Consider the following 20,384-nt stretch of genomic DNA (forward strand, 5'->3'; position numbering starts at 1 on the left):
AAATAATTTAATCCCTGCGACGGCCATCACAGTGGCAGCGCAGCAAATCCGATAAAAGCAACAATTGAGGGAGCTTCATCCATCCGGATGCGGTTCCGTAACCCGAAACCAAGGTGCTGGACAAGGGTCCCGGAAGGCCGGGCACCCAGCGGCGGAGCTGTCACGAAGGCAGGCCGGCCGTTCCGTGGTCCCCCGTCGCTGACGGCGGGAAACCCTTGTCCTCGCTCTTCTCGCAGGAGTTGACTCAATGTCTGTTACGCGCAGCAAGCTGGCCTATCTCATGGCCGCCGGTGTGTCGCTGGCCGTGATCGCCGGTGTCTCCATCCAGGGACAGGCCGAGGACAAGCCCGTCGCCATCGCCGCCGCCCCCGCCGTGGAGGTGGATGTGGCCCCCGTCGTGGCCCGCAAGGTGGTGGATTGGCAGAGCTATTCCGGCCGGCTGGAAGCGGTGGAGCGGGTGGATGTCCGTCCCCGCGTCTCCGGCACCATCACCGAAATCCACTTCAAGAACGGCGCCCAGGTGAAGAAGGGCGATGTGCTGTTCACCATCGACCCCGCCCCCTACCGGGCCGAAGTGTCCCGGGCCGAGGCGCAGCTGGCCGCGGCCCAGGCCCGCGTCCGCTTCGCCGGGGCTGAACTGGAACGCGCCACCAAGCTGGTGGCCGACAGCACCATTACCCGTCGCACCATGGACGAGCGCGAGCATAATGCCCGCGACGCCCAGGCCACCTTGCGCGGTGCCCAGGCGGAGCTGGAGGTGGCGCGGTTGAACCTGGGCTATACCAGTGTTGTCGCCCCCATCGCCGGCCGCGTTTCCCGTGCGGAAATCACCGTGGGCAATGTCGTGGCGGCCGGGGCGGGTGCGCAGTCGCTGACCACCCTGGTTTCCGTCTCCCCCATCTATGCCTCCTTCGATGTGGATGAGCAGACCTATCTGCGCCATATCGCGTCGGTGAAGGATCAGGCTGGTGTGCCCGTGCAGCTGGGCTTGGCCAACGAGGCGGAATATTCCCGCAACGGCACCATCGATGACGTGGACAACCGGCTGGACCCGGTGTCGGGCACCATCCGTGTGCGCGCCCGCTTCGACAATCCCGACGGGTTGCTGGTTCCCGGCCTCTATGCCCGCCTGAAGGTGGGCGGGTCCGATCCGCAGCCGGCGGTGATGGTCGATGAACGCGCCATCGGCACCGACCAGGACAAGAAGTTCGTGCTGGTCGTCGGCGACGACAACAAGGTCTCCTACCGCCCGATCCTGCTGGGCAGCCGGCAGGAAGGCCTGCGCATCGTCACCGGTGGGTTGCAGCCGGGTGAGCGCATCATCGTCAACGGCATCCAGCGCGCCCGTCCCGGCGACGTGGTGAAGCCCAAGGCGGTGGCGATGGAACGCCCGGCCACACAGGTGGCGGCGCGGTAAGGTTTCCGGCAAGTGCCGTAGGTCAGGTCGAGGCGCAGCCGAGCCCTGACAGGACAAGGCAATGTGTTTTGCTGTCAGGGCTCGGCTGCGCCTCGACCTGACCTACGGTTTGTCCCGGCGTCGCCGGGACAGAGCCCGCTCTTTTATCCTTCATCCAAGCCCATTCCACTCCGCGTTCTATTCGCGGACCGAGGCTCCTATGAACATCTCCCGTTTCTTCATCGATCGGCCCATCTTCGCGGGTGTGCTGTCGGTGGTCGTCTTCCTGGCGGGGTTCATTTCCCTGTTCCAGCTTCCCATCTCCGAATATCCGGAGGTCGTGCCGCCATCCGTGGTGGTGCGGGCCCAGTATCCGGGTGCCAATCCCAAGGTCATCGCCGAAACCGTCGCCTCGCCGCTGGAAGAGCAGATCAACGGCGTCGAGGACATGCTGTACATGCAGTCCCAGGCCAACAGCGACGGCAACATGGCGCTGACCGTGACCTTCAAGCTGGGCACCGACCCGGACAAGGCCACGCAGCTGGTGCAGAACCGTGTGGCCCAGGCGCTGCCCCGCCTGCCGCAGGATGTGCAGCGGCTGGGTGTCACGACGGTCAAGTCGTCGCCGACGCTGACCATGGTCGTGCATCTGCGCTCGCCCGACAACCGCTATGACATGACCTACCTGCGCAACTACGCCGTCCTGAATGTGCGCGACCGTCTGGCGCGCATTTCCGGGGTGGGTGAGGTGCTGCTGTGGGGGTCGGGCGACTATGCCATGCGCGTCTGGCTGGACCCGAACAAGGTGGCCGAGCGTGGCATGACCGCCAATGACGTCATCAACGCCATCCGTGAGCAGAATGTCCAGGTGGCCGCCGGCGTCATCGGCGCCAGCCCGTCGGTGCCCGACGCGCCGTTGCAGCTGTCGGTCAATGCCCAGGGCCGGTTGAAGACGGTGGAGGAATTTCAGGACATCGTCCTGAAGACCGCCGATGGCGCTGTCACCTATCTGCGCGATGTGGCACGGGTGGAACTGGCCGCGTCGCAATATGGTCTGCGGTCGCTGCTGGACAACCAGCCGGCCGTGGCCATCGCCATCAACCAGGCGCCGGGCGCCAACGCGCTGGCCATTTCCGACAATGTGCGCGAGACGATGGCGGAGCTGCAGGCCGACATGCCGGACGGCGTGGAATATTCCATCGTCTATGACCCGACCCGCTTCGTGCAGGCCAGCATCGATGCCGTGATCCATACGCTGTTGGAGGCCATCGCCCTGGTGGTGCTGGTGGTGATCGTGTTCCTGCAGACCTGGCGGGCATCGATCATCCCGCTGCTGGCCGTGCCGGTCTCCATCGTCGGCACCTTCTCCCTGATGCTGCTGTTCGGCTTCTCGATCAACGCCCTGTCGCTGTTCGGCATGGTGCTGGCCATCGGCATCGTCGTCGATGACGCCATCGTCGTGGTGGAGAATGTGGAACGCAACATCTCCGAGGGCCTGTCACCCAAGGAGGCCACCTACAAGGCCATGCAGGAGGTGAGCGGACCCATCATCGCCATCGCCCTGACCCTGGTGGCCGTGTTCGTGCCGCTGGCCGCCATGTCGGGCCTGTCGGGCGAGTTCTACAAGCAGTTCGCGATGACCATCGCGATCTCCACCGTGATCTCCGCCTTCAACTCCCTGACCCTGTCCCCGGCCTTGTCGGCGCTGCTGCTGAAGGGCCATCACGATAAGCAGGATTGGCTTTCCCGGGGCATGAACAAGGTCCTGGGCGGCTTCTTCCGGGGCTTCAACCGCGTATTCCAGCGCGGGTCGGATGCCTATGGCAAGGGTGTCGGCGGCGTGGTGCGGCACAAGGGCGCCATGATGCTGGTCTATGTGCTGCTGCTGGGCCTGACCTTCGTGCTGGGCCGGGCGGTGCCGGGTGGCTTCGTGCCGGCGCAGGACAAGGAATATTTGATCGCGTTCGCCCAACTGCCCACCGGCGCCTCGCTGGACCGCACCGAGGACGTGATCCGCACCATGACCGACATCGCGCTGAAGCAGCCCGGTGTGGCCAGCGCGGTGGCCTTCCCCGGCCTGTCGGTCAACGGCTTCACCAACTCGTCTTCCGCCGGCATCGTGTTCACCACCCTGAAGCCGTATGAGGAGCGTCAGAAGGAGGGCCTGTCGGCCAATGTCATCGCCACCAACCTGCAGGGCCAGTATAATGGCGTGAAGGAAGCCTTCGTGGCCGTGTTCCCGCCGCCGCCGGTGATGGGTCTGGGCACGCTGGGCGGGTTCAAGATGCAGCTGGAGGATCGTGGTTCGCTGGGTTACGAGGCTTTGGCCAAGGCCGCCAACGACTTCGTGATGAAGGCGCGCCAGACTCCGGAACTGGGGCCGACCTTCAGCAGCTACGAAATCAACGTGCCGCAGCTGGATGTGAACCTGGACCGCGTCAAGGCCAAGCAGCTGGGCGTGCCCGTCACCGACGTGTTCGAGACGATGCAGGTCTATCTCGGTTCGCTCTATGTCAACGACTTCAACACGTTCGGCCGCGTCTACCAGGTGCGGGTTCAGGCGGATGCCCCCTTCCGCGCCCATGCCGATGATATCGGCCTGCTGAAGACCCGTAATGAGCAGGGCACCATGGTGCCGCTGTCGTCGCTGGTGACGGTGACGCAGAGCTATGGTCCGGAAATGGTCGTGCGCTATAACGGCTATACCGCCGCCGACATCAATGGCGGCCCGGCCCCGGGTTATTCGTCCGGTCAGGCTGAGGCGGCGGCGGAGCGCATCGCGGCGGAAGTGCTGCCGCGCGGCATCAAGTTCGAATGGACGGACCTGACCTATCAACAGATTCTGGCCGGCAATGCCGCGCTCTGGGTGTTCCCGATCTCGGTGCTGCTGGTGTTCCTGGTGCTGGCCGCCCAGTATGAGAGCCTGACTCTGCCGCTGGCCATCCTGATGATCGTGCCGATGAGCCTGATGTCCGCCCTGGCCGGCGTCTGGCTGACCGGGGGTGACAACAATATCTTCACCCAGATCGGCTTCATGGTGCTTGTCGGATTGTCGGCGAAGAACGCGATCCTGATCGTGGAATTCGCCCGCGAGCTGGAGCATCAGGGCCGCACCGTGGTCCAGGCCGCGATCGAGGCCAGCCGGCTGCGCCTGCGCCCCATCCTGATGACGTCCATCGCCTTCATCATGGGTGTGGTGCCGCTGATCACCTCGTCGGGTGCGGGTGCGGAGATGCGCCATGCCATGGGTGTGGCGGTGTTCGCCGGCATGCTGGGCGTGACCCTGTTCGGCCTGCTGCTGACCCCGGTCTTCTATGTGCTGCTACGCTTCATGGTGGGTGGCCACCGTAAGCAGAGCCAAGCGGAAGTCCCGGTGCATATGGTGCCGGCGGAGTAATCCTTCTCCGTTGATGCCAAGTGGAAAACCCCCGTCGGAGCGATCCGGCGGGGGTTTTTCGTATCTGGTCCCTGGATGCGTGAACTGGGATCATCTGTGCCTGTAGTTCACAGATATTGTGCTGACGCTCCGGATACCGCACGTGCCCGGAGAGGCATAGATTGATGTCCATGAACATCAACCGGCGAGCATCAAGGAGTTTCGCCATGGACTTGCAGATCAAGGGCAAGAAGGCCCTCGTCACCGGTTCCACCGCCGGTATCGGTTTGGAAATCGCCCGGCTTCTGGCCAAGGAGGGGGCGTCCGTCATCGTCTCCGGCCGCGACCGGGCCAAGCTGGATCAGGCGGTGGAGAGCATCCGCGCGTCCGGCGCCACGGATGTCACCGGCGTGCTGGCCGATGTGACGGTACCGGCGGGCGTGGAGGCACTGCTGGCCGCCGTGCCGTCGGTTGATATCCTGGTCAACAACCTGGGCATCTATGAAAGCAAGCCGTTCGCGGCGATCAGTGACGAAGACTGGCAGCGCTATTTCGACGTCAATGTGATGAGCGGCGTGCGCCTGACCCGGCATTATTTCCCGCAGATGCTGGAACGCAATGAGGGCCGCGTGATCTTCATCTCCAGCGAGACCGGCCTGGCTGTCGATCCCGGCATGATCCATTACGCCATGACCAAGACGGCGCAGCTGTCCATCGCCCGCGGCCTGGCCGCCGCCGCCAAGGGCACCCGCGTCACGGTCAATTCCGTGCTGCCCGGCCCCACAAGGTCGGAAGGCATTGTCGGCTTCCTGAAGTCGGTGGCCAGCAGTCCGGATGTGAGCGATGCCCAGGCCGAGGCGGAATTCTTCGCCGGTGCCCGCTCCGCCTCGCTGCTGCAACGGCTGATCGAGGCGGAAGAGGTGGCGAACATGGTGGCCTTCCTGGCCAGCCCGCTGTCGGCGGCCACCAATGGCGCCGCCATCCGCGTGGAAGGCGGGCTGGTCAATACGCTGGCGTGAGGGCTTGCCGGAGGGCACTGTCGTTCCCAGCCCCTCAACCGTCACCCCGGCGGAGGCCGGGGCCCAGATGACAAGCACTTCGCTCTACGACCTGGGCCCCGGCCTTTGCCGGGGTGACGGTGGATATTGGTGAAATCTCAGTGCCTTGAACCTTGCGTTACGGCGTGATGTTCACCGTCACGCTGGTCGGCTGGATGTTCCAGCCGCGCAGTGCGACCGCCGGCGCCCCTGCCCCTGCAGCCCCCGCCGGATAGGTCACCGTGACTTGCCGTGTCTCCCCCGGCAGCAGGGTGACATAATTGTCGCTGATATAGGCCGGCAGGATACGGCTGCCATCCGCCTTCTGCGGGGTCAGCTTGGCCAGCAGGGCGGGAGTGGTGCCGGGGTTGGTCAGCGTGACGTCCAACGTCACCTCCCCATTCGCCCCCACCTTGCCCTTGGCCGACAGGGTCACGGGCGTGGCCGGCAGTTCGTTCAGGCGCTGATGCGACGGTGCGTCGGCGGCCACCCAGTAATCGTTGCGCGACAGGGTGGCCCCCGCCTTGTCCTTCAGTTCCAGGCTGACCAGCACCAGCTTCTCCGCCGCCAGGGCGGCTTTCAGGTCCAGTGGCTTCAGATGGTTGGCCGACCCGGCGGCGGCATCCAGGCTGACGCTGCTGTCGGCAAGGGTCTTGCCGGACAGCAACCGTGTACGGATGGCAAGCGACAAGCCTTTCTGGTCCTGGCGGGTATTGTTTACCACCGTGATTCCGTGGTCGGGCAGATCCAACTGCGCATGCACCGGTTCCGACGCCTTCTTGACGCCATAGAAGGCGCCATGGGTGTCGTAATCATGGGTCAGGATCTGCCACATGGTGCTGGGCCAGGCGGGCTGGGTCATCCACAGCATGCGGCCGGAATGCCGGGTCCACAGGCCGGCATTCATGCCCTCGAAGATGGCGCGGTAGCCCTCGTAATTCAGCATCTGCGCCTTGCGCTCGAAATCCTCCAGGCTGGTGGCCGCCCCGAACTTCACCGCCATGGCGTCCATGAAGGTTTGGGTGGCGCCGTTCCCGGTCTGATGCCAGTCATGATAGGCCCAGGTATCGGAGATCGGCCATTGCTCGCTGGCCGGCACGGCTTCCTTGAACGCCTCCAGTGTCGGGAAGGACGGGGTGCCCAGTTCCACCGAGAAACCCTGGGCGTGCTCGGTGAAATAGGTGTCGGGCTCCCGATAATTATAGGGCCCGCTGCCGGCCAGATTGACGCGGTTGGACGAGCCGGTGAAGTGGCGGGTGCCATCCTCCACCCGGATCATGTCCGCCAATGCCTCGTTCAGAATGGGCTGCGGCACGCCCTCGTTCCGGCCGAACCACAGGACGATGGACGGGTGGTTGCGATAGCGGCGCACCGTGTCCGTGGCGTTGGCCATGAACAGCGGCACATCCTGCGGTTCCAGCTGGTAATCCTGGGTGCTGGCCCAGAAATCGTTCAGCACCATCAGGCCGTATTCATCGGCCAGCTCGAAGAATTCCTCCTCCGTGTTCTGGCCCACCCAGTTGCGGATGACATTGACATGGGCGTCGCGGTGCAGGCGGAAATAGGGCTCCAGCCGGCTCTTCTCCACACGCTTGCGCCAGTCATCGGTGCCCCAGTTGCCGCCACGCGCCGCGATGCGCACGCCGTTTACCCGGATCACCAGATGCGGCGACAGTTCCGCGGCCTCGGCCGGGGTGACGGCGGGCGAATTCTCCGCGCCGGGATAGAGCGAGGCGGCCCAGCCGTCCGGCACCTTGCGGATGCCCTCATGGCTGACATCGATGATCTTCTCCCCACGCGCCTTGGCCGTGGTCAGGTCGACCTCGACCCGGCGCAGCGCACCCCTCTGGTCCATCAGCGACAGCTCATAGGTGACCTCGCGGATGCCGAAGCGGATGTCCCTGGTGTCGGACGGCTGTCCATCGGCGGTGACGGAGACCTTCATCTGATGCAGGGCCTGTTCGCCATAGCCGTTGGGCCACCAGAGCTTGGGATTCTTCACCGACAATTGCGGGAATTCGGCCGGGGCCAGGGTGACGGTGTCGCCGCCGGCCGGGATGCTGGCATGCTTGGTGACCGATACACCGTCGAAGCTGGCGGTGACGGCGGCATTGATCGGCTTGTCCGACAGGTTCTCGACCGGCACGGAGACACTGATATCGGCGATGGAATTGTCCGCCTTGGGCAAGGCCGTCACCACCTGCGCATCGCCCAGGCGCAGATCGCCCGTCGCGGTCAGGGTGACGTCGCGCCACAGGCCGGTATTGCGGTCGCGAACCGAGGGGATCCAGTCCCAGCCTTCAGATGCCACGAAGGTGGGGCCGTCGAGCGCCATGATGCCGCCATTCTCCCCCACCGCGGAGGTCAGGCTTTCCTCATGCGGGATACCGGGGCGGGGCGGGGGGCTGACGCGGATGGCCAGCGCATTGGGCTGGCCGGGCTTGGCGATACCGGTCACGTCGAACCGGCCACGGATGAAGGCGCCCTTCATGCTGCCCAGACGTTGGCCGTTCAGCCAGACCTCCGCCTGGTAATTCACGCCGTTCAGCGACAATTGCAGGTGCTTGCCGGCCTGATCCGCCGGCACGGTGAATTCGCTGCGGTACCAATAATCCTGCTTGTTCAGGCTTTCCGGGATGGCCAGGTTGTTCAAGCCATAATCGGGATCGGGATAGACACCGCGATCGACCAAAGTGGTTAGCACCGTGCCCGGCACCACCGCCGCGTACCAGGATTTCGCATCATATCCCGGTTGCGACAACGCAACCCCGCCGGCAGTGAGCTTCGGCGTCTCCGCCAGCTTCCAGGCGCCCAGCACCCATTCATTGGCGGCTTTGGGCGCCAGGGCCGGCGTTTCGATGACCGGCTTGGCGACGGGGGCGGAGAAGCCGGTCTTGGATGTCGGCCGGGTCCAGGGGTCTTGCGGGGCCACCTGCCCATACATCTGCCGCACCTGCACGGGCCAGGTCGGGGCACCGCTCTCGAAATTCATCAGGTCGGCCACGGGCTTGGGTCCGCTGGCCAGTGCCTTCACCTCATCCGCCGACAGGGCACGGGGCAGGGCCGAGAACTCGGCCAGCCGGCCGGTGAAGGGCACGGCATTGGCCGGCACGAAGGCGGCGCTGCGGCTGCGGCGGGGCCCAAGCTGGATCTGGGCCAGGGCTGCCGGGGTCTGCACCTCGCCCGACGCCACTTCCCGCCCGTCGACATAGAGGCGGGCGCGGCCGCCATCGAAGCTGGCGGCCAGGAACATCCATTGGCCGGCACCCGGCACCTTGCCGCCGCTGATGGTCCTGGCGCCTGCCACCAGGGCGGGTTTGCCATCGACCAGCGCCAGGAACCAGGCCGGCGCCTTGCCGTCGGCCGTGGCGAAGCCGCCCAGCAGGGTCTGACCCTTGGGCGCCGTCTCCTCCTGCACCCAGCCATACAGCGTGAAGGGAGTGTTGGCGGGCACGGGCGCGCCGGGGGATTGCTTTTCGTCCAGCTTCGGCTTGGTGATGCCATCACCGCCGGCGGGAAGTTCCACGTCGAACGGGCCGAAACTGCCTGGCCCCGCCCCACCGCTGCCACCCAGCCCCTGATGCGCCTGTCCCCAGGCCAGCGGTACCGCCAGACCGGCGGCCAGCGTTGTCATCATGGATGCGCGCAGCCAACGGCGGGCAACTGCCTTCTTCATCACGGTTTCCTTCCCTGCCGGCCCCTGTTCCGGGACCTTCTCATCATGAGCGCCGTCGATCTTGATGCGACCGACAGCGATGTCAAAATAAATAAATCAAATTTCATAATTGGGAAAGCGCGAAGCTGTGCGGGTTTCCGCTTTTACCTGCTGCACTGCACCTTCGATGGCTGGGTGGCGGACTGGGCATGCCCGGCGCTGCTTATGGGGTGGACCCGGAAGCGGCTTCGGTCCATCCTGTCGCCCTCCAAAAAAGACCCCATCTGCCGCCGGGAGAATTTGGGCAAATGAGTGCCAAGATCGAGATCCGTCACATCCCCCATGCCAAGCCGACGCCCGCCGATGTCCGGGCCGGCCTGATCGCCGACCCCGGTTTCGGGAAGGTGTTCAGCGATCACATGGTCACGGTACGCTGGTCGGCGGAAAAGGGCTGGCATGACGGGCAGCTGCGCGCGCGCGAGGCCTTCACCCTGGACCCGGCCGCCGCCGTCCTGCATTACGCCCAGGAAATCTTCGAAGGCATGAAGGCCTATCGCACGGCCGATGGCGAAGTGTTGCTGTTCCGGCCGCTGGAGAATGCCCGACGCTTCCAGCGTTCGGCCGAGCGCATGGCCATGCCGGAACTGCCGGAAGAGATTTTCCTGGATGCGGTGGAGACGCTGGTCCGCGCCGATGTGGACTGGATTCCGGGCGGGGAGGGTTCCAGCCTCTATCTGCGTCCCTTCCTGTTCGCCGATGAGACGTTCCTGGGCGTGAAGCCGGCCGCCAGCTATATCTTCTGCGTCATCGCCTGCCCGGTCGGTGCCTATTTCAAGGGTGGGGCCAAGCCGGTCTCCGTCTGGGCGTCGCAGGATTACACCCGCGCTGCTGCTGGCGGCACCGGCGCCGCCAAGTGCGGCGGCAATTACGCCGCCAGCCTGATCGCCCAGGCCGAAGCCATCCGCAATGGCTGCGACCAGGTGGTATTCCTGGACGCGGCGGAGAAGAAGTGGGTGGAGGAACTGGGCGGCATGAACGTGTTCTTCGTCTTCGATGACGGCACGTTGCTGACCCCGGCCCTGACCGGCACCATCCTGCCCGGCATCACCCGCGACAGCATCATCAAGCTGGCCCGCGCCGACGGACTGACGGTGACCGAGGCGCCCTATTCGTTCGAGCAGTGGCAAGCCGATGCGGCGTCGGGCCGGCTGCGCGAAGTGTTCGCCTGCGGCACGGCGGCTGTGGTGTCGGCCATCGGCACCGTGCGCCACAAGGGTGGCAGCTTCAGCATCGGCGGCGGCAGCGACGGGGAGGTTACCCGCACGCTGCGCACCCGCCTGACCGCCATCCAGCGCGCCGAGGCCCCGGACACGATGGGCTGGCGGCATAAGGTGGTGGTGTAAGCAGCGACGCTCTGCCAAAGAAAAAAGGGGGCGGACGGGGATGACCCGCCCGCCCCCTTCGTCATTCCGGGAAAATCACTCCGCCAGCAGCTTCTCCATCTGGTCCATGGTGGCGTCCATGCGGCGCACCAGGGCCTGGTAGGGGGCGGGGGTGGCCATGTCCAGGCCCGCCTTCTTCAAGAGCGGATACGGGTATTCCGACCCGCCGGCCTTCAGCACGTTCAGGTAATTGTCCCGCGCTTTGGCGCCGCCCTTGGAAATCTGTTCGGCGAAATAGGTGCCGGCGGAGATGGAGGTGGCGTACTGGTACACATAGAAGGGACGGTAGAAATGCGGGATGAAGGCCCATTCCGCGCAATATTTCTCATCGATCTTCAGCACGCCCTCGGCGTCGCCATGATACTTCTTCAGCAGGCCGCAATAGATGTCCTTCATCTTGGCGCCCGACAAAGCCTCGCCCCGCTCCACCGCGTCATGGGTGGCCAGTTCGAATTCGGCGAACATGGTCTGGCGGAAGAAGGTGCCGCGCAGGTTTTCCAGCGACTGGCCCAGATAGAACAGCTTCTCCTGTTTGGTCTTGGCGTTGGCCACCAGATAATCGGTCAACAGCATCTCGTTCGCCGTCGACGCGATCTCCGCCATGAACAGGGAATAATTGGCCAGTTCATAGGGCTGGGTGGCCTGGGCCAGGGCCGAATGCATGCCATGGCCCCATTCATGGGCGTAGGTGGACATGGAGTTGTAATCATCCTGATGGTTCAGGAAGACATACGGGTCCACGCCATAGGTGCCCCAATGATAGGCGCCGCTATCCTTGCCGTCGGACGGGTAGACATGCATGGTCCGCTTGGACGTCAGCTCGGCCAGCTTGTCGGTATATTCCTTGCCCAGCGGCTTCATCGCGGCCAGCGTGATGGTGCGGGACTCATCCAGCGTGAACTTCTTGTCCAGATCGATGACCGACGGATAGATGTCGTAATAATAGAGATCGGGCAGCTTCAGCATCTTCTGCCGCAGCTTGAAATAGCGGTGCAGGGTCGGCAGACCCTTGTTCGCCTCCGCCACCAGGGTGCGGTAGACGCTTTCCGGGATGTCGTTATTGGCCAGCGACGCGGCGACGGCGGTGGGATAGCCGCGCAGCTTGGCATCGATGGTGCCGGCCTGTACGGCCGCACCCAGCGTGTTGCCCATGGTGGTGGCATACTGGCCGAACTTGCCCCAGAACGTGTCGAACACCTGCTTACGGACGGCCCGGTCGGCATGCTGGCGCAGGGCGGAATAGCCGGCCTGGTTCAGCTTGCGCTTGGTGCCGTCGGGCAGGGTGATCTCCGGCCAGTCGATATCGGCATTGGCCAGGGCGGAATAGGTGTTGCTGGCTGCCCCCAGCACCGGGCCATAGGCGGCCAGGGCCGCTTCGGTTTCCGCCGTCAGCGTGTGGGCCTTCAGGCGCAGGATGTCGTTCAGGCGGAAGGCGTGCTTGGCCAGGCCCGGATCGGCCTTGATGAAGCCCTGCACCTTGTCGGCACCCAGCGCCTGGATTTCCGGCGACAGCCAGGCCACGGCGGATTGTGCCTGGCTGGACAGGGCCTGGCTCAGGCTCTGGCGTTCCTGGTAGGTGTCGTTGCGGGTGTCGGTCGAATATTGCAGATAGGCATAGACCAGCACCTTCTCCACCACATGCCCGACCTCCGACATGCGGTCCAGGCTGGCGCGCAGGGTCGCGGCATCCTTGCCCAGCGTGCCCTTCATCGCCTCCAGGGCCGGCAGGTCGGCCAAAGCCTGCTTGCGGGCGGCATCCCAGGCGGCGTCATCCTTGAAGATCGGCGTCAGGTCCCAGATGAAACGCGGATCGACCTTGGCCGGTGCCGAGGCGGCCGGTGCCGTCTGCTGCGCACCGGCGGTGGTCAGCGGTGAAAGGGCGGCGGCGAGTGCGATGGCCGATGCGCCCAGCAGGCGGCGGGTGGAATTCACGCGATGGCGATGCTTGTTCATGCTGTCCCTGTCCGTTCGGGGGCCGTGTTCGCGTTGTCCGCGCCGGCCGTTGGTGGGAAAGTTATAAATCGGTGGCTTGAAGGTGCCGGACGGAAATTTGTAACGGGGTGGTTTCAGTGCGCGGCCTCTGCCAGAATGTCACGGCCACAACCTGTTGGACGCCGTCCCATGACCGTCATCCGCGCCTATGCCGCTGCCAAGCTGAACCTCTATCTGCATGTGCTGGGCCGTCGCGAGGACGGATACCACCTGCTGGACAGTCTGGTGGCGTTCGCCAGCGCCCATGACCGGGTGGAGGTGGAAAGCACCCCCTATTTCAGCCTGCAGCTGCATGGACCCAATTCGCTGCCGCTGCTCATGGAGGATACGGATAGCAATCTGGTGACCAAGGCGGTGAAACGGCTGGCCGACGCGCTGGGCCGCAAGCCGGAGGTCACGGTGAAGCTGACCAAGAACCTGCCGCTGGCATCGGGCATCGGCGGCGGATCGGCGGACGCCGCGGCGGCGCTGCGGGCGCTTTGCGCCCTGTGGGACGTGCCGTTGGACCATCCCGCAATGGTGGAACTGGCAGCCAGGCTGGGGGCTGACGTGCCGGTCTGCCTGGGCTCGCGCACATCCTATTTCGGCGGTACGGGCACGGAGCTGTCGCCGGCCCCGGACCTGCCGGAGGATTGCTGGGTCGTGCTGGTCAATCCCGGCGTCTCCATGCCGACCCCGGCGGTGTTCGAGGCGCGGCAGGGCCCCTTCTCAAGCCCGGCGCGGTTCACCACATCCTTCACCGATGTGCGCGAACTGGCGACCCTGCTGAAGGACGGGCGGCGCAACGATCTGGCCGCGGCCGCGGAGCGGTTGAGCCCCGTTATCCCGCAGGTGCTGGCGGCATTGGATTCGACCACGGGCTGCCTGCTGTCCCGCATGTCGGGCAGCGGAGCCACCTGCTTCGGGCTCTATGTGGATTTCGACCATGCCGTGGCCGCGGCCGAGCTGATCGCCGGCATCCGTCCCGGCTGGTGGGTGCAGCCAGCGACCCTGCTGAATGATCTGTCGGGCCTGGAGGTGCTGGAAGGTACGCTCCTGGACTGGCCGTGAGTCTTGTTTCGCCCTCAGGCGCCGGGCGCCGCCATCCGGCGGCTTGGCTCACGCGCCACGGGGGCGCGGGCTGCCAGTCGGCAGCCTGCAGGGGCCGAGCCCCTGCTGTCTTACCCGAGGAGTTGAGAAACCATGTCCCGCATTGACGATTCCCGCCGATTTCTGCCGGTGAACATCGCCGTGCTGACCGTGTCGGACACGCGCGACCTGTCGGACGACAAGTCCGGCGACACGCTGGTGGAACGGCTGAAGAGCGACGGCCATTCCCTGGCCGGCCGCGCCATCGTGCGCGATGATGTCCGTGCCATCGTCGACCAGCTGCGCGTGTGGATAGACGACCCGGCCGTGGATGTCGTCATCTCCACCGGCGGCACCGGGCTGACCGGCCGCGACGTGACGCCGGAAGCGTTCGAGAGCCTGTTCGAAAAGACCATCTCCGGCTTCGGGGAGATGTTCCGCATGCTGTCCTATCAGAAGATCGGCACCTCGGCGCTGCAATCCCGCGCTACGGGCGGGCTGGCCAAGGGCACCTACCTGTTCGCCCTGCCGGGCAGCCCCAGCGCCTGCCGCGACGGCTGGGACCTGATCCTGAAGTTCCAGCTGGATAACCGTCACCGCCCCTGCAACCTAGTCGAGCTGATGCCGCGGTTGCAGGAGAAGTGAGGCTTGTCGCCTGCGGGCCTCACGTGGTGCTGAGGCCCGACTCGGTCCAAGCCGGCGCGGTGAAATTCAGGCCGGTGGCGGCGGACAAGGCCCCCCACAGGCTGTTCACTACCGAATTCCACAGCTGTTCCACCGTGACCAGGGCCAGGCCGACCAGCACGCGCACGAAATTCTGGGCGCTCTGCTTCAGCTGATCCAGGAAGAACTGTTGCAGCGAGGGGCGGATTTCCCCCGTGGCGATGCCGCCGGCGATGGTTTCCGCCTGCTGGGCCATGGCGGCCAGCTGGTCCTGGGAGAAGCCCTGTGCATTCTCGATATTCTGGCCCAGGATGGCCGAGGCGGATGTCTTGATCTGGTCGATCAGGGCGGGGACGTTGATCGGGGTGATGGTCATCGTTCTTTTCCTCCCTTACGACTGCGGCTGGGCCGGCTGCGGCACGCCGCGGGCCAGCGCGTTCTCATAGGTCAGCGCCTGCTGGATATCGATGCTGAACTGGCCCTGGAAGGCCTGGGCCTCGAGGCTGCTGATGCCGCCGGACTGGTCGGCCTGCTGCATGGTGGTGAACTGGGTGGCGATCTTGGTCAGGATGTCGCCCGTGGGGGCGGCCAGCGTTTGCAGCTTGGTCCAGTCCTTGACCTTCGATTCCAGGAATTTCGGCAGGGTCGTGGGGTCCGGCCGCGCTACGGCCAGGTTGGCCAGGGCGTTGGTCTGCCCGATCAACTGCGTATAGGTGGCCTGACGTTGCGGGAAGGTGGTCGCCGTGACGCCGCCCGCCACCTGGGCATAGAGCAGCATGGCCTGCTGGTTCAGGCTGGCCACGCCATTGGCGATGGAGGGGTCATAGGCCGGCGCCAGCTGTGCGGTGCAGCCGGCGAGCGCGCCGCCCAGGCAGAGCAGGGCCAGGAACAGCCGCAGCCGGGCCAGGGATTGTGCCCAGGCGCTTGCCAAACGTTGGACGGGAACGATCACGGGCCTCTCCCCCTCTTTGACGACAGGTTTGAGGCGATCCTATCAGGTATGATGACCAATGTACCATCCAAGATTTATTGATGAGGTTCGTATACATGCAAAAGTCGCAGCCTTGTACATGCCGTCACAGATCGGATTCATCTAAAATTGCCGCCTGTCCGCCCGGCGGCATTGAAGGCGGACGGGAAAACGGGTAACGATTCCGCCGCTGCGAACGGCAGCGGGCGGAGCGGTGCCCGCCATCGCCGTCGCAACCGGATTTTCAAGGCTGGGCGCAGGAGAGAACTGGCATGACGCGGACCTTCATCTCGATGGCGAAGACGGGTGGACAGGGCAAGACCCTGACGGCCCAGATGCTGGTGCTGCAGCACGAGCAGAAGGGCGTGCCGGTCAAGCTGGCGGCCGCGGACAGCGACAGCCTGAACCAGCGGTCCAAGTTCGGCCGCCTGTTCCGCAATGTGAAGGAGCTGGGCATCGGTGAGGACCTGACCAAGGTCAAAAGCTCCACCGACCCGAACCTGGCCATCAAGTACTGGGACGAATTCGGCCGCACCGTGCTGGAAGGCGGCTATATCATCGATGTCGGCGCCAATGTCGCGGCCGAGCTGTTCGCCTGGGCCGAGGCGCGCAACGCCGGTTCCCTGCTGCGCCGCCGCAACTCGCCCCCCATCGATCTGGTGGTGACCACCAAGGCCGAAAGCCAGGCGATCGAGGATGCCCGCGGCCTGATTCAGTACAGCTTCGACAAGAACGAATGGATGCCGATCGGCCGCCGCTATGTCGTGCTGAACGAGGTGTCGGGCGGCTTCGGGGCGTATGAGAACGACCCGAACTTCAAGCGCCTGAAGGCCTATCAGGGCATGGGCGTGCATATCGTCACCATGAAGCGCTGCGAAAGCGATATCTGGACCCTGCTGGAACGCGAGCTGATCTCCGTCCGCGAGGCGCTGAAGATGACCGAGGTCGATCTGGAGAAGCGCTTCGGCATTGATGTCTGGACCGGCCATGGTGGCCTGACCGACCTGAAGAGCTGGGCCGACGAGACGCTGACCTCGTTCGAGCGGGTGGGTCTGGTGCCGGTGCGCGACGGTGGTCACCATGATAGCGGCGTGGAGGCAGTCGGCGCCGGCTGTTCCTGAAAGGAACCGGACCCGGCGCCAGAGCCTTCGCCGCCTCCGCCGATACCGGTGCCCCCACGGCACCCCTCGGGACGGCATAAGAAGAACCGCCGGAGATGATGTCAGGCCCCGTTCCCGCAAGGGGAGCGGGGCCGCTCTTTAAGGGAGGGCCGGGGTTTGGTCCGTTTCGAAAATGTCGGGCTGCGCTACGGCAACGGGCCGGAGGTGCTGCGCGACCTCAGTTTCGAACTCGCACCCGGTTCCTTCCAGTTCCTGACCGGCCCCACCGGGGCCGGCAAATCCAGCCTGTTGAAGCTGCTCTATCTCTCCGAACGGCCGTCCCGTGGCCTGATCACCCTGTTCGGCGAGCCCCTGTCCAAGGTGTCGCGCGACCGGCTGCATGAGTTGCGCCGGCGCATCGGCGTGGTCTTCCAGGATTTCCGCCTGCTGGACCATATGAGTGCTTACGACAATGTCGCCCTGCCGCTGCGTATCGCCGGGCATGGGGAGAAGCACATCAAGGAGGCGGTGACCGAGCTGATGGAATGGGTGGGCCTGTCGGACAAGATGAATGCCCTGCCGGCCACCCTGTCGGGTGGTCAGAAGCAGTTGATCGCCATCGCTCGCGCCGTCATCACCAGCCCGTCGCTGATCGTCGCCGACGAGCCGACGGGCAATATCGACCGCGACATGTCGATGAAGATCATGCGGCTGTTCATCGAGCTGAACAAGCAGGGCACCACCGTCATCGTCGCCACCCACGACTGGCCCCTGATCGACAAGATTAAGCGTCCCATGCTGGAACTGTTCGAGGGCAAGCTGGCGGAGGCATCCTGGTGGCTGAAGCCGGGGGAGCGGCTGGACGAGCCGGTGTGATCACACCAGGCTGATCGCCGACAGCCCCCGCCCGTAATCCGGCTCCTGGTACAGACAGGCCCGGCGGTAGCTGAAGAACAGATCCTCGCGGGCCAGCGTGTCCAGCCCGGTGGTTTCCACCTGCACCAGCCCGGCATCGCGCAGGCGCCGCAGCACATAGCCACCGATATCGAACATCCAGTGATCGGCCCGCGCCGACGGGTGGAACAGCACGTCATGGCCCGCGTCCATGGACACGAACCGTTCGCGGAATTCCGGCCCGACCTCGTAACTCTCCTGGCCGATATGGGGGCCGATGCCGGCCAGGATGCGCGAACGTTCCGCCCCCAGCGCCAGCATGGCCGCCACCGTCGCCTCCAGCACGCCGGTGACCGCCCCCTTCCAGCCGGCATGGGCGGCACCGATGACACGCGCTACCGGATCCACGAACAGCACCGGCACGCAATCGGCCGTCAGGATGCCCAGCGCGATGCCCGGCCGGTCGGTGACCAGGGCGTCGGCCTTGGGTGCCCAGGCATGGGGAAAGGGCTCGGTGACCGTCACCACATCGGCGCTGTGCACCTGATAGACGGTGGTCAGGGCGTCGGCCGGCACGCCCAGCAGTTCCATGGCGCGGGCGCGGTTGGCGGTGACATTGGCCGGATCGTCGTTCGATCCATAGCCGCAATTCATCGCGGCCAGGATGCCGGTGGACACGCCGTCGGTGCGGGTGAAGAAGCCGTGGCGCAGGCCGGGAATGGCCGCCAGATGGTTGAGCGTGATCAAGTGCTGCCTCCGAAACCGGCAGGCACGGGGGCCGCCGGATGGGTGATGGCGATGGCGCGGAACAGGCGGCCCATGCTGGCGGGGCTGGTCAACCGGGTCAAGGCCGCCTGGATTGCCACCTGCTGTGCCGGATTGGCGCGGGCGGACAGCGACGTGGCGCGGGCATCAATGCCCAGGGCGGTCAGCAGGGCGCCCTGTTCGACACTGGCATAGGGAACGGCGCCCGTCTGTTTCGCGGCCAGGGCCAGGGCGGTGAAATCCACATGTGCGGTCAGGTCGGCGGTGCCGGGACCGTCCAGCACGGAAACGGGCTTGTGGGCGCGCAGCGCCTGCAGCGTGTCGCCGATGGCCGGGCCGTCATAGCCGTAATCGATGATCAGGGCGGCGCCGGCATGGGAAGCCAGCCGCCGGCCGATCTCCCCCGCGATGGCGATGCCAGTGGGACAGGTCTCCGCCACGGCACCCGGCGGAATGCCGGGATCACGGTGCAGCGGGGTCAGCAGGGCACCACCGGGTGTGGGATCGAAGGTGAAGGCCAACTGGCCCTGGCCGTTCAGCCCCACCTTGCGCTCCGCCCAGCCGGCGGGGGTGCGGATGAACTGGCGGATGGGCAGGGCGTCGAAGAATTCGTTGGCGACCAGCAGCATTGGCCCGTCGGGCACATCGGTCAGGCTGTCATGCCAGGTGGGGTCGAAGGCCGACAGGGCGGCCGCCTGACGTTCGCGCAGCGCCGGGCTGGTTTCCACCAGATGCAGGCGGATAGCGGCGTGGAAGCCCGGCACCCGTGCGGTGGCACGCAGCGCGTCGGCCATCAGTGTGCCGCGCCCCGGCCCCAGCTCCACCAGTTGCACCGTGTCCGGGCAGCCCTGGTTGATCCAGCAATCGGCCAGCCACACCCCCACCATCTCCCCGAACATCTGGGAAATCTCGGGCGCGGTGGTGAAGTCGCCCTTCGCCCCCAGCGGGTCGCGGGTGATGTAATAGCCATGTTGGGGATGGCCCAGCGCGTCGGCCATGAAGGCGGCGACGGAAATAGGCCCCGTCAGGGCGATGCGCCGGACCAGCAAATCGTGCAGCGCACTCATTTCGGCGTTTCGGCCGGGGCCGGCACCGGCTTGCCCCAGGGGCTGCGCAGCACGATCACCACACCGGCGATCAGCATGGGAATGGACAGAAGCTGCCCCATGGTGGTGCCGAAGGCCAGGAAGCCCAACTGCGCATCCGGCTGGCGGAAGAATTCCCCGACCAGACGGGCCAGGGCATAGCCGATCAGGAAGATACCCGACAGGGTGCCCGTGCGGGCCCGGATGGCGGGGTTGCGGGCCAGCAGGAAGATGGCGATGAACAGCAGCACGCCCTCCAGCCCGGCCTGGTACAGCTGGCTGGGATGGCGGGGTATCTGGGCATTATCGGTGGGGAAGATCATGGCCCAGGGCACGTCGCTGGGCCGGCCCCACAGTTCGGCATTCACGAAATTGGCCAGCCGCCCCAGCAGCAGGCCCACAGGCGCCGCACAAGCCACCAGATCGCCCAGCGCGAAGGGGGAGAAGCCGCGGCGCAGGGAAAAGATGATGATGGCCACGATCACGCCGGTCAGCCCGCCATGGAACGACATGCCCCCGTGCCAGACGCGGAACACCTCCAGCGGGTCGTCGATATAGCGGCCCAGATCGTAGAACAGGATGGAGAACAGCCGCCCGCCGATCAGGATGCCGCCCGCCGCCCAGACCACGAAATCGCCCAGGTCGTCCACCGTCGGCCGCAAGCCGCTGCTGCGAGCCAGCCGGCTGCAATACCACAGCGCGAAGGCGATGCCGGCGGCATAGGCCAGCCCGTACCATTTGATGGAAATGGGGCCGAGTGCCAGGGCCACGGGGTCCAGGTCGGGGAAGGGGATGGCGAAGATCATGCGATATCCCGTCACGTTCCCTCCCCGGCGGGAAGGGTGTCGCCTATATATCGGGTCGGGGACAGGCACGGCAAGGTACGGTGGCGGGGTTGGGTTTGCGGTGACCAGATACCCGCCCAACGCCATGGACAGGCC

The 20,384-nt window shown here is 65.6% G+C and carries 16 protein-coding genes; 9 read left to right on the forward strand and 7 right to left on the reverse strand.

What is annotated here, in order from left to right; genetic code table 11:
• The first annotated feature begins 247 nt into the window (after positions 1-247).
• The 3 genes from ACM9HJ_RS23960 (at position 248) to ACM9HJ_RS23970 (ending at position 5,791) form a co-directional block, all read left to right on the forward strand.
• Positions 248-1,417, forward strand: a complete 1,170-nt coding sequence (locus ACM9HJ_RS23960; protein ID WP_416574302.1) for an efflux RND transporter periplasmic adaptor subunit — start codon at positions 248-250, stop codon at positions 1,415-1,417.
• Positions 1,418-1,616: 199 nt separating this feature from the next.
• A complete protein-coding gene (locus ACM9HJ_RS23965; RefSeq protein WP_416574303.1) occupies positions 1,617-4,793 on the forward strand; it encodes an efflux RND transporter permease subunit in 3,177 nt (1,058 codons plus the stop codon).
• A 206-nt stretch (positions 4,794-4,999) separates the two neighbouring features.
• Positions 5,000-5,791 carry an SDR family NAD(P)-dependent oxidoreductase gene (locus tag ACM9HJ_RS23970; protein WP_416574304.1) on the forward strand — a complete coding sequence of 264 codons (792 nt, stop codon included), beginning with the start codon at positions 5,000-5,002 and terminating at the stop codon, positions 5,789-5,791.
• Positions 5,792-5,948: 157 nt separating this feature from the next.
• Here the strand turns inward: ACM9HJ_RS23970 and ACM9HJ_RS23975 are convergent, their stop codons facing one another.
• A complete protein-coding gene (locus ACM9HJ_RS23975; RefSeq protein ID WP_416574305.1) occupies positions 5,949-9,485 on the reverse strand; it encodes a glycosyl hydrolase 2 galactose-binding domain-containing protein in 3,537 nt (1,178 codons plus the stop codon).
• Positions 9,486-9,530: 45 nt separating this feature from the next.
• Here ACM9HJ_RS23975 and ACM9HJ_RS23980 point away from each other — a divergent pair, with 45 nt between their 5' ends.
• A complete protein-coding gene (locus tag ACM9HJ_RS23980; RefSeq protein WP_416574306.1) occupies positions 9,531-9,776 on the forward strand; it encodes a hypothetical protein in 246 nt (81 codons plus the stop codon).
• A complete protein-coding gene (locus ACM9HJ_RS23985) occupies positions 9,773-10,867 on the forward strand; it encodes a branched-chain amino acid aminotransferase (protein ID WP_416574307.1) in 1,095 nt (364 codons plus the stop codon). The genes ACM9HJ_RS23980 and ACM9HJ_RS23985 overlap by 4 nt, the downstream gene beginning before the upstream one ends.
• 75 nt (positions 10,868-10,942) lie before the next feature.
• Here the strand turns inward: ACM9HJ_RS23985 and pepF are convergent, their stop codons facing one another.
• Positions 10,943-12,859 (reverse strand): oligoendopeptidase F, encoded by a 1,917-nt coding sequence (gene pepF / locus ACM9HJ_RS23990; protein ID WP_416574308.1) that lies wholly within the window; start codon positions 12,857-12,859, stop codon positions 10,943-10,945.
• Between the two features lie 168 nt (positions 12,860-13,027).
• Between pepF and ACM9HJ_RS23995 the strand changes: the two genes are divergently transcribed.
• Positions 13,028-13,948, forward strand: coding sequence for a 4-(cytidine 5'-diphospho)-2-C-methyl-D-erythritol kinase (locus tag ACM9HJ_RS23995; RefSeq protein WP_416574309.1), 921 nt, complete (start codon positions 13,028-13,030; stop codon positions 13,946-13,948).
• Positions 13,949-14,080: 132 nt separating this feature from the next.
• Positions 14,081-14,611 (forward strand): molybdenum cofactor biosynthesis protein B, encoded by a 531-nt coding sequence (gene moaB / locus ACM9HJ_RS24000; protein WP_416574310.1) that lies wholly within the window; start codon positions 14,081-14,083, stop codon positions 14,609-14,611.
• 19 nt (positions 14,612-14,630) lie between these two features.
• On the opposite strand, the gene ACM9HJ_RS24005 is transcribed toward moaB, so the two are convergent.
• Together ACM9HJ_RS24005 and ACM9HJ_RS24010 are read right to left on the reverse strand one after the other, a co-directional pair.
• Positions 14,631-15,005, reverse strand: coding sequence for a hypothetical protein (locus tag ACM9HJ_RS24005; RefSeq protein WP_416574311.1), 375 nt, complete (start codon positions 15,003-15,005; stop codon positions 14,631-14,633).
• A gap of 15 nt (positions 15,006-15,020) precedes the next feature.
• Positions 15,021-15,581 (reverse strand): hypothetical protein, encoded by a 561-nt coding sequence (locus tag ACM9HJ_RS24010; RefSeq protein ID WP_416574312.1) that lies wholly within the window; start codon positions 15,579-15,581, stop codon positions 15,021-15,023.
• 290 nt (positions 15,582-15,871) lie between these two features.
• Here ACM9HJ_RS24010 and ACM9HJ_RS24015 point away from each other — a divergent pair, with 290 nt between their 5' ends.
• Positions 15,872-16,720: a hypothetical protein gene (locus tag ACM9HJ_RS24015; protein ID WP_416574313.1), complete on the forward strand. Its 849-nt coding sequence runs from the start codon at positions 15,872-15,874 to the stop codon at positions 16,718-16,720.
• A 156-nt stretch (positions 16,721-16,876) separates the two neighbouring features.
• Positions 16,877-17,575: a cell division ATP-binding protein FtsE gene (gene ftsE / locus ACM9HJ_RS24020; RefSeq protein ID WP_416574314.1), complete on the forward strand. Its 699-nt coding sequence runs from the start codon at positions 16,877-16,879 to the stop codon at positions 17,573-17,575.
• On the opposite strand, the gene pgeF is transcribed toward ftsE, so the two are convergent.
• The 3 genes from pgeF to lgt are packed head-to-tail and all read right to left on the reverse strand — an operon-like array spanning position 17,576 to position 20,249.
• Complete coding sequence (gene pgeF, locus ACM9HJ_RS24025) at positions 17,576-18,340, reverse strand: peptidoglycan editing factor PgeF (protein ID WP_416574315.1); 765 nt, start codon at positions 18,338-18,340, stop codon at positions 17,576-17,578. It abuts the gene before it with no gap.
• Positions 18,337-19,425, reverse strand: a complete 1,089-nt coding sequence (locus ACM9HJ_RS24030; protein ID WP_416574316.1) for a class I SAM-dependent methyltransferase — start codon at positions 19,423-19,425, stop codon at positions 18,337-18,339. Before ACM9HJ_RS24030 ends, pgeF begins: the two co-directional genes overlap by 4 nt.
• On the reverse strand, positions 19,422-20,249 hold the full coding sequence (lgt, locus tag ACM9HJ_RS24035; RefSeq protein WP_416574347.1) for a prolipoprotein diacylglyceryl transferase: 828 nt from the start codon (positions 20,247-20,249) through the stop codon (positions 19,422-19,424). Before lgt ends, ACM9HJ_RS24030 begins: the two co-directional genes overlap by 4 nt.
• Positions 20,250-20,384 lie beyond the last annotated feature (135 nt).

The organism is Niveispirillum sp. KHB5.9 (assembly GCF_048066115.1).
GTDB lineage: Bacteria > Pseudomonadota > Alphaproteobacteria > Azospirillales > Azospirillaceae > Niveispirillum.

Excerpts from the sequence above, each read along its gene's own strand:
- ACM9HJ_RS23960 (WP_416574302.1), top strand. The coding sequence starts at position 248 with ATGTCTGTTACGCGCAGCAAGCTGGCCTATCTCATGGCCGCCGGTGTG.
- ACM9HJ_RS23965 (WP_416574303.1), top strand. The coding sequence starts at position 1,617 with ATGAACATCTCCCGTTTCTTCATCGATCGGCCCATCTTCGCGGGTGTG.
- ACM9HJ_RS23970 (WP_416574304.1), top strand. The coding sequence starts at position 5,000 with ATGGACTTGCAGATCAAGGGCAAGAAGGCCCTCGTCACCGGTTCCACC.
- ACM9HJ_RS23975 (WP_416574305.1), bottom strand. The coding sequence starts at position 9,485 with ATGAAGAAGGCAGTTGCCCGCCGTTGGCTGCGCGCATCCATGATGACA.
- ACM9HJ_RS23980 (WP_416574306.1), top strand. The coding sequence starts at position 9,531 with ATGAGCGCCGTCGATCTTGATGCGACCGACAGCGATGTCAAAATAAAT.
- ACM9HJ_RS23985 (WP_416574307.1), top strand. The coding sequence starts at position 9,773 with ATGAGTGCCAAGATCGAGATCCGTCACATCCCCCATGCCAAGCCGACG.
- pepF (WP_416574308.1), bottom strand. The coding sequence starts at position 12,859 with ATGAACAAGCATCGCCATCGCGTGAATTCCACCCGCCGCCTGCTGGGC.
- ACM9HJ_RS23995 (WP_416574309.1), top strand. The coding sequence starts at position 13,028 with ATGACCGTCATCCGCGCCTATGCCGCTGCCAAGCTGAACCTCTATCTG.
- moaB (WP_416574310.1), top strand. The coding sequence starts at position 14,081 with ATGTCCCGCATTGACGATTCCCGCCGATTTCTGCCGGTGAACATCGCC.
- ACM9HJ_RS24005 (WP_416574311.1), bottom strand. The coding sequence starts at position 15,005 with ATGACCATCACCCCGATCAACGTCCCCGCCCTGATCGACCAGATCAAG.
- ACM9HJ_RS24015 (WP_416574313.1), top strand. The coding sequence starts at position 15,872 with ATGACGCGGACCTTCATCTCGATGGCGAAGACGGGTGGACAGGGCAAG.
- ACM9HJ_RS24030 (WP_416574316.1), bottom strand. The coding sequence starts at position 19,425 with ATGAGTGCGCTGCACGATTTGCTGGTCCGGCGCATCGCCCTGACGGGG.
- lgt (WP_416574347.1), bottom strand. The coding sequence starts at position 20,249 with ATGATCTTCGCCATCCCCTTCCCCGACCTGGACCCCGTGGCCCTGGCA.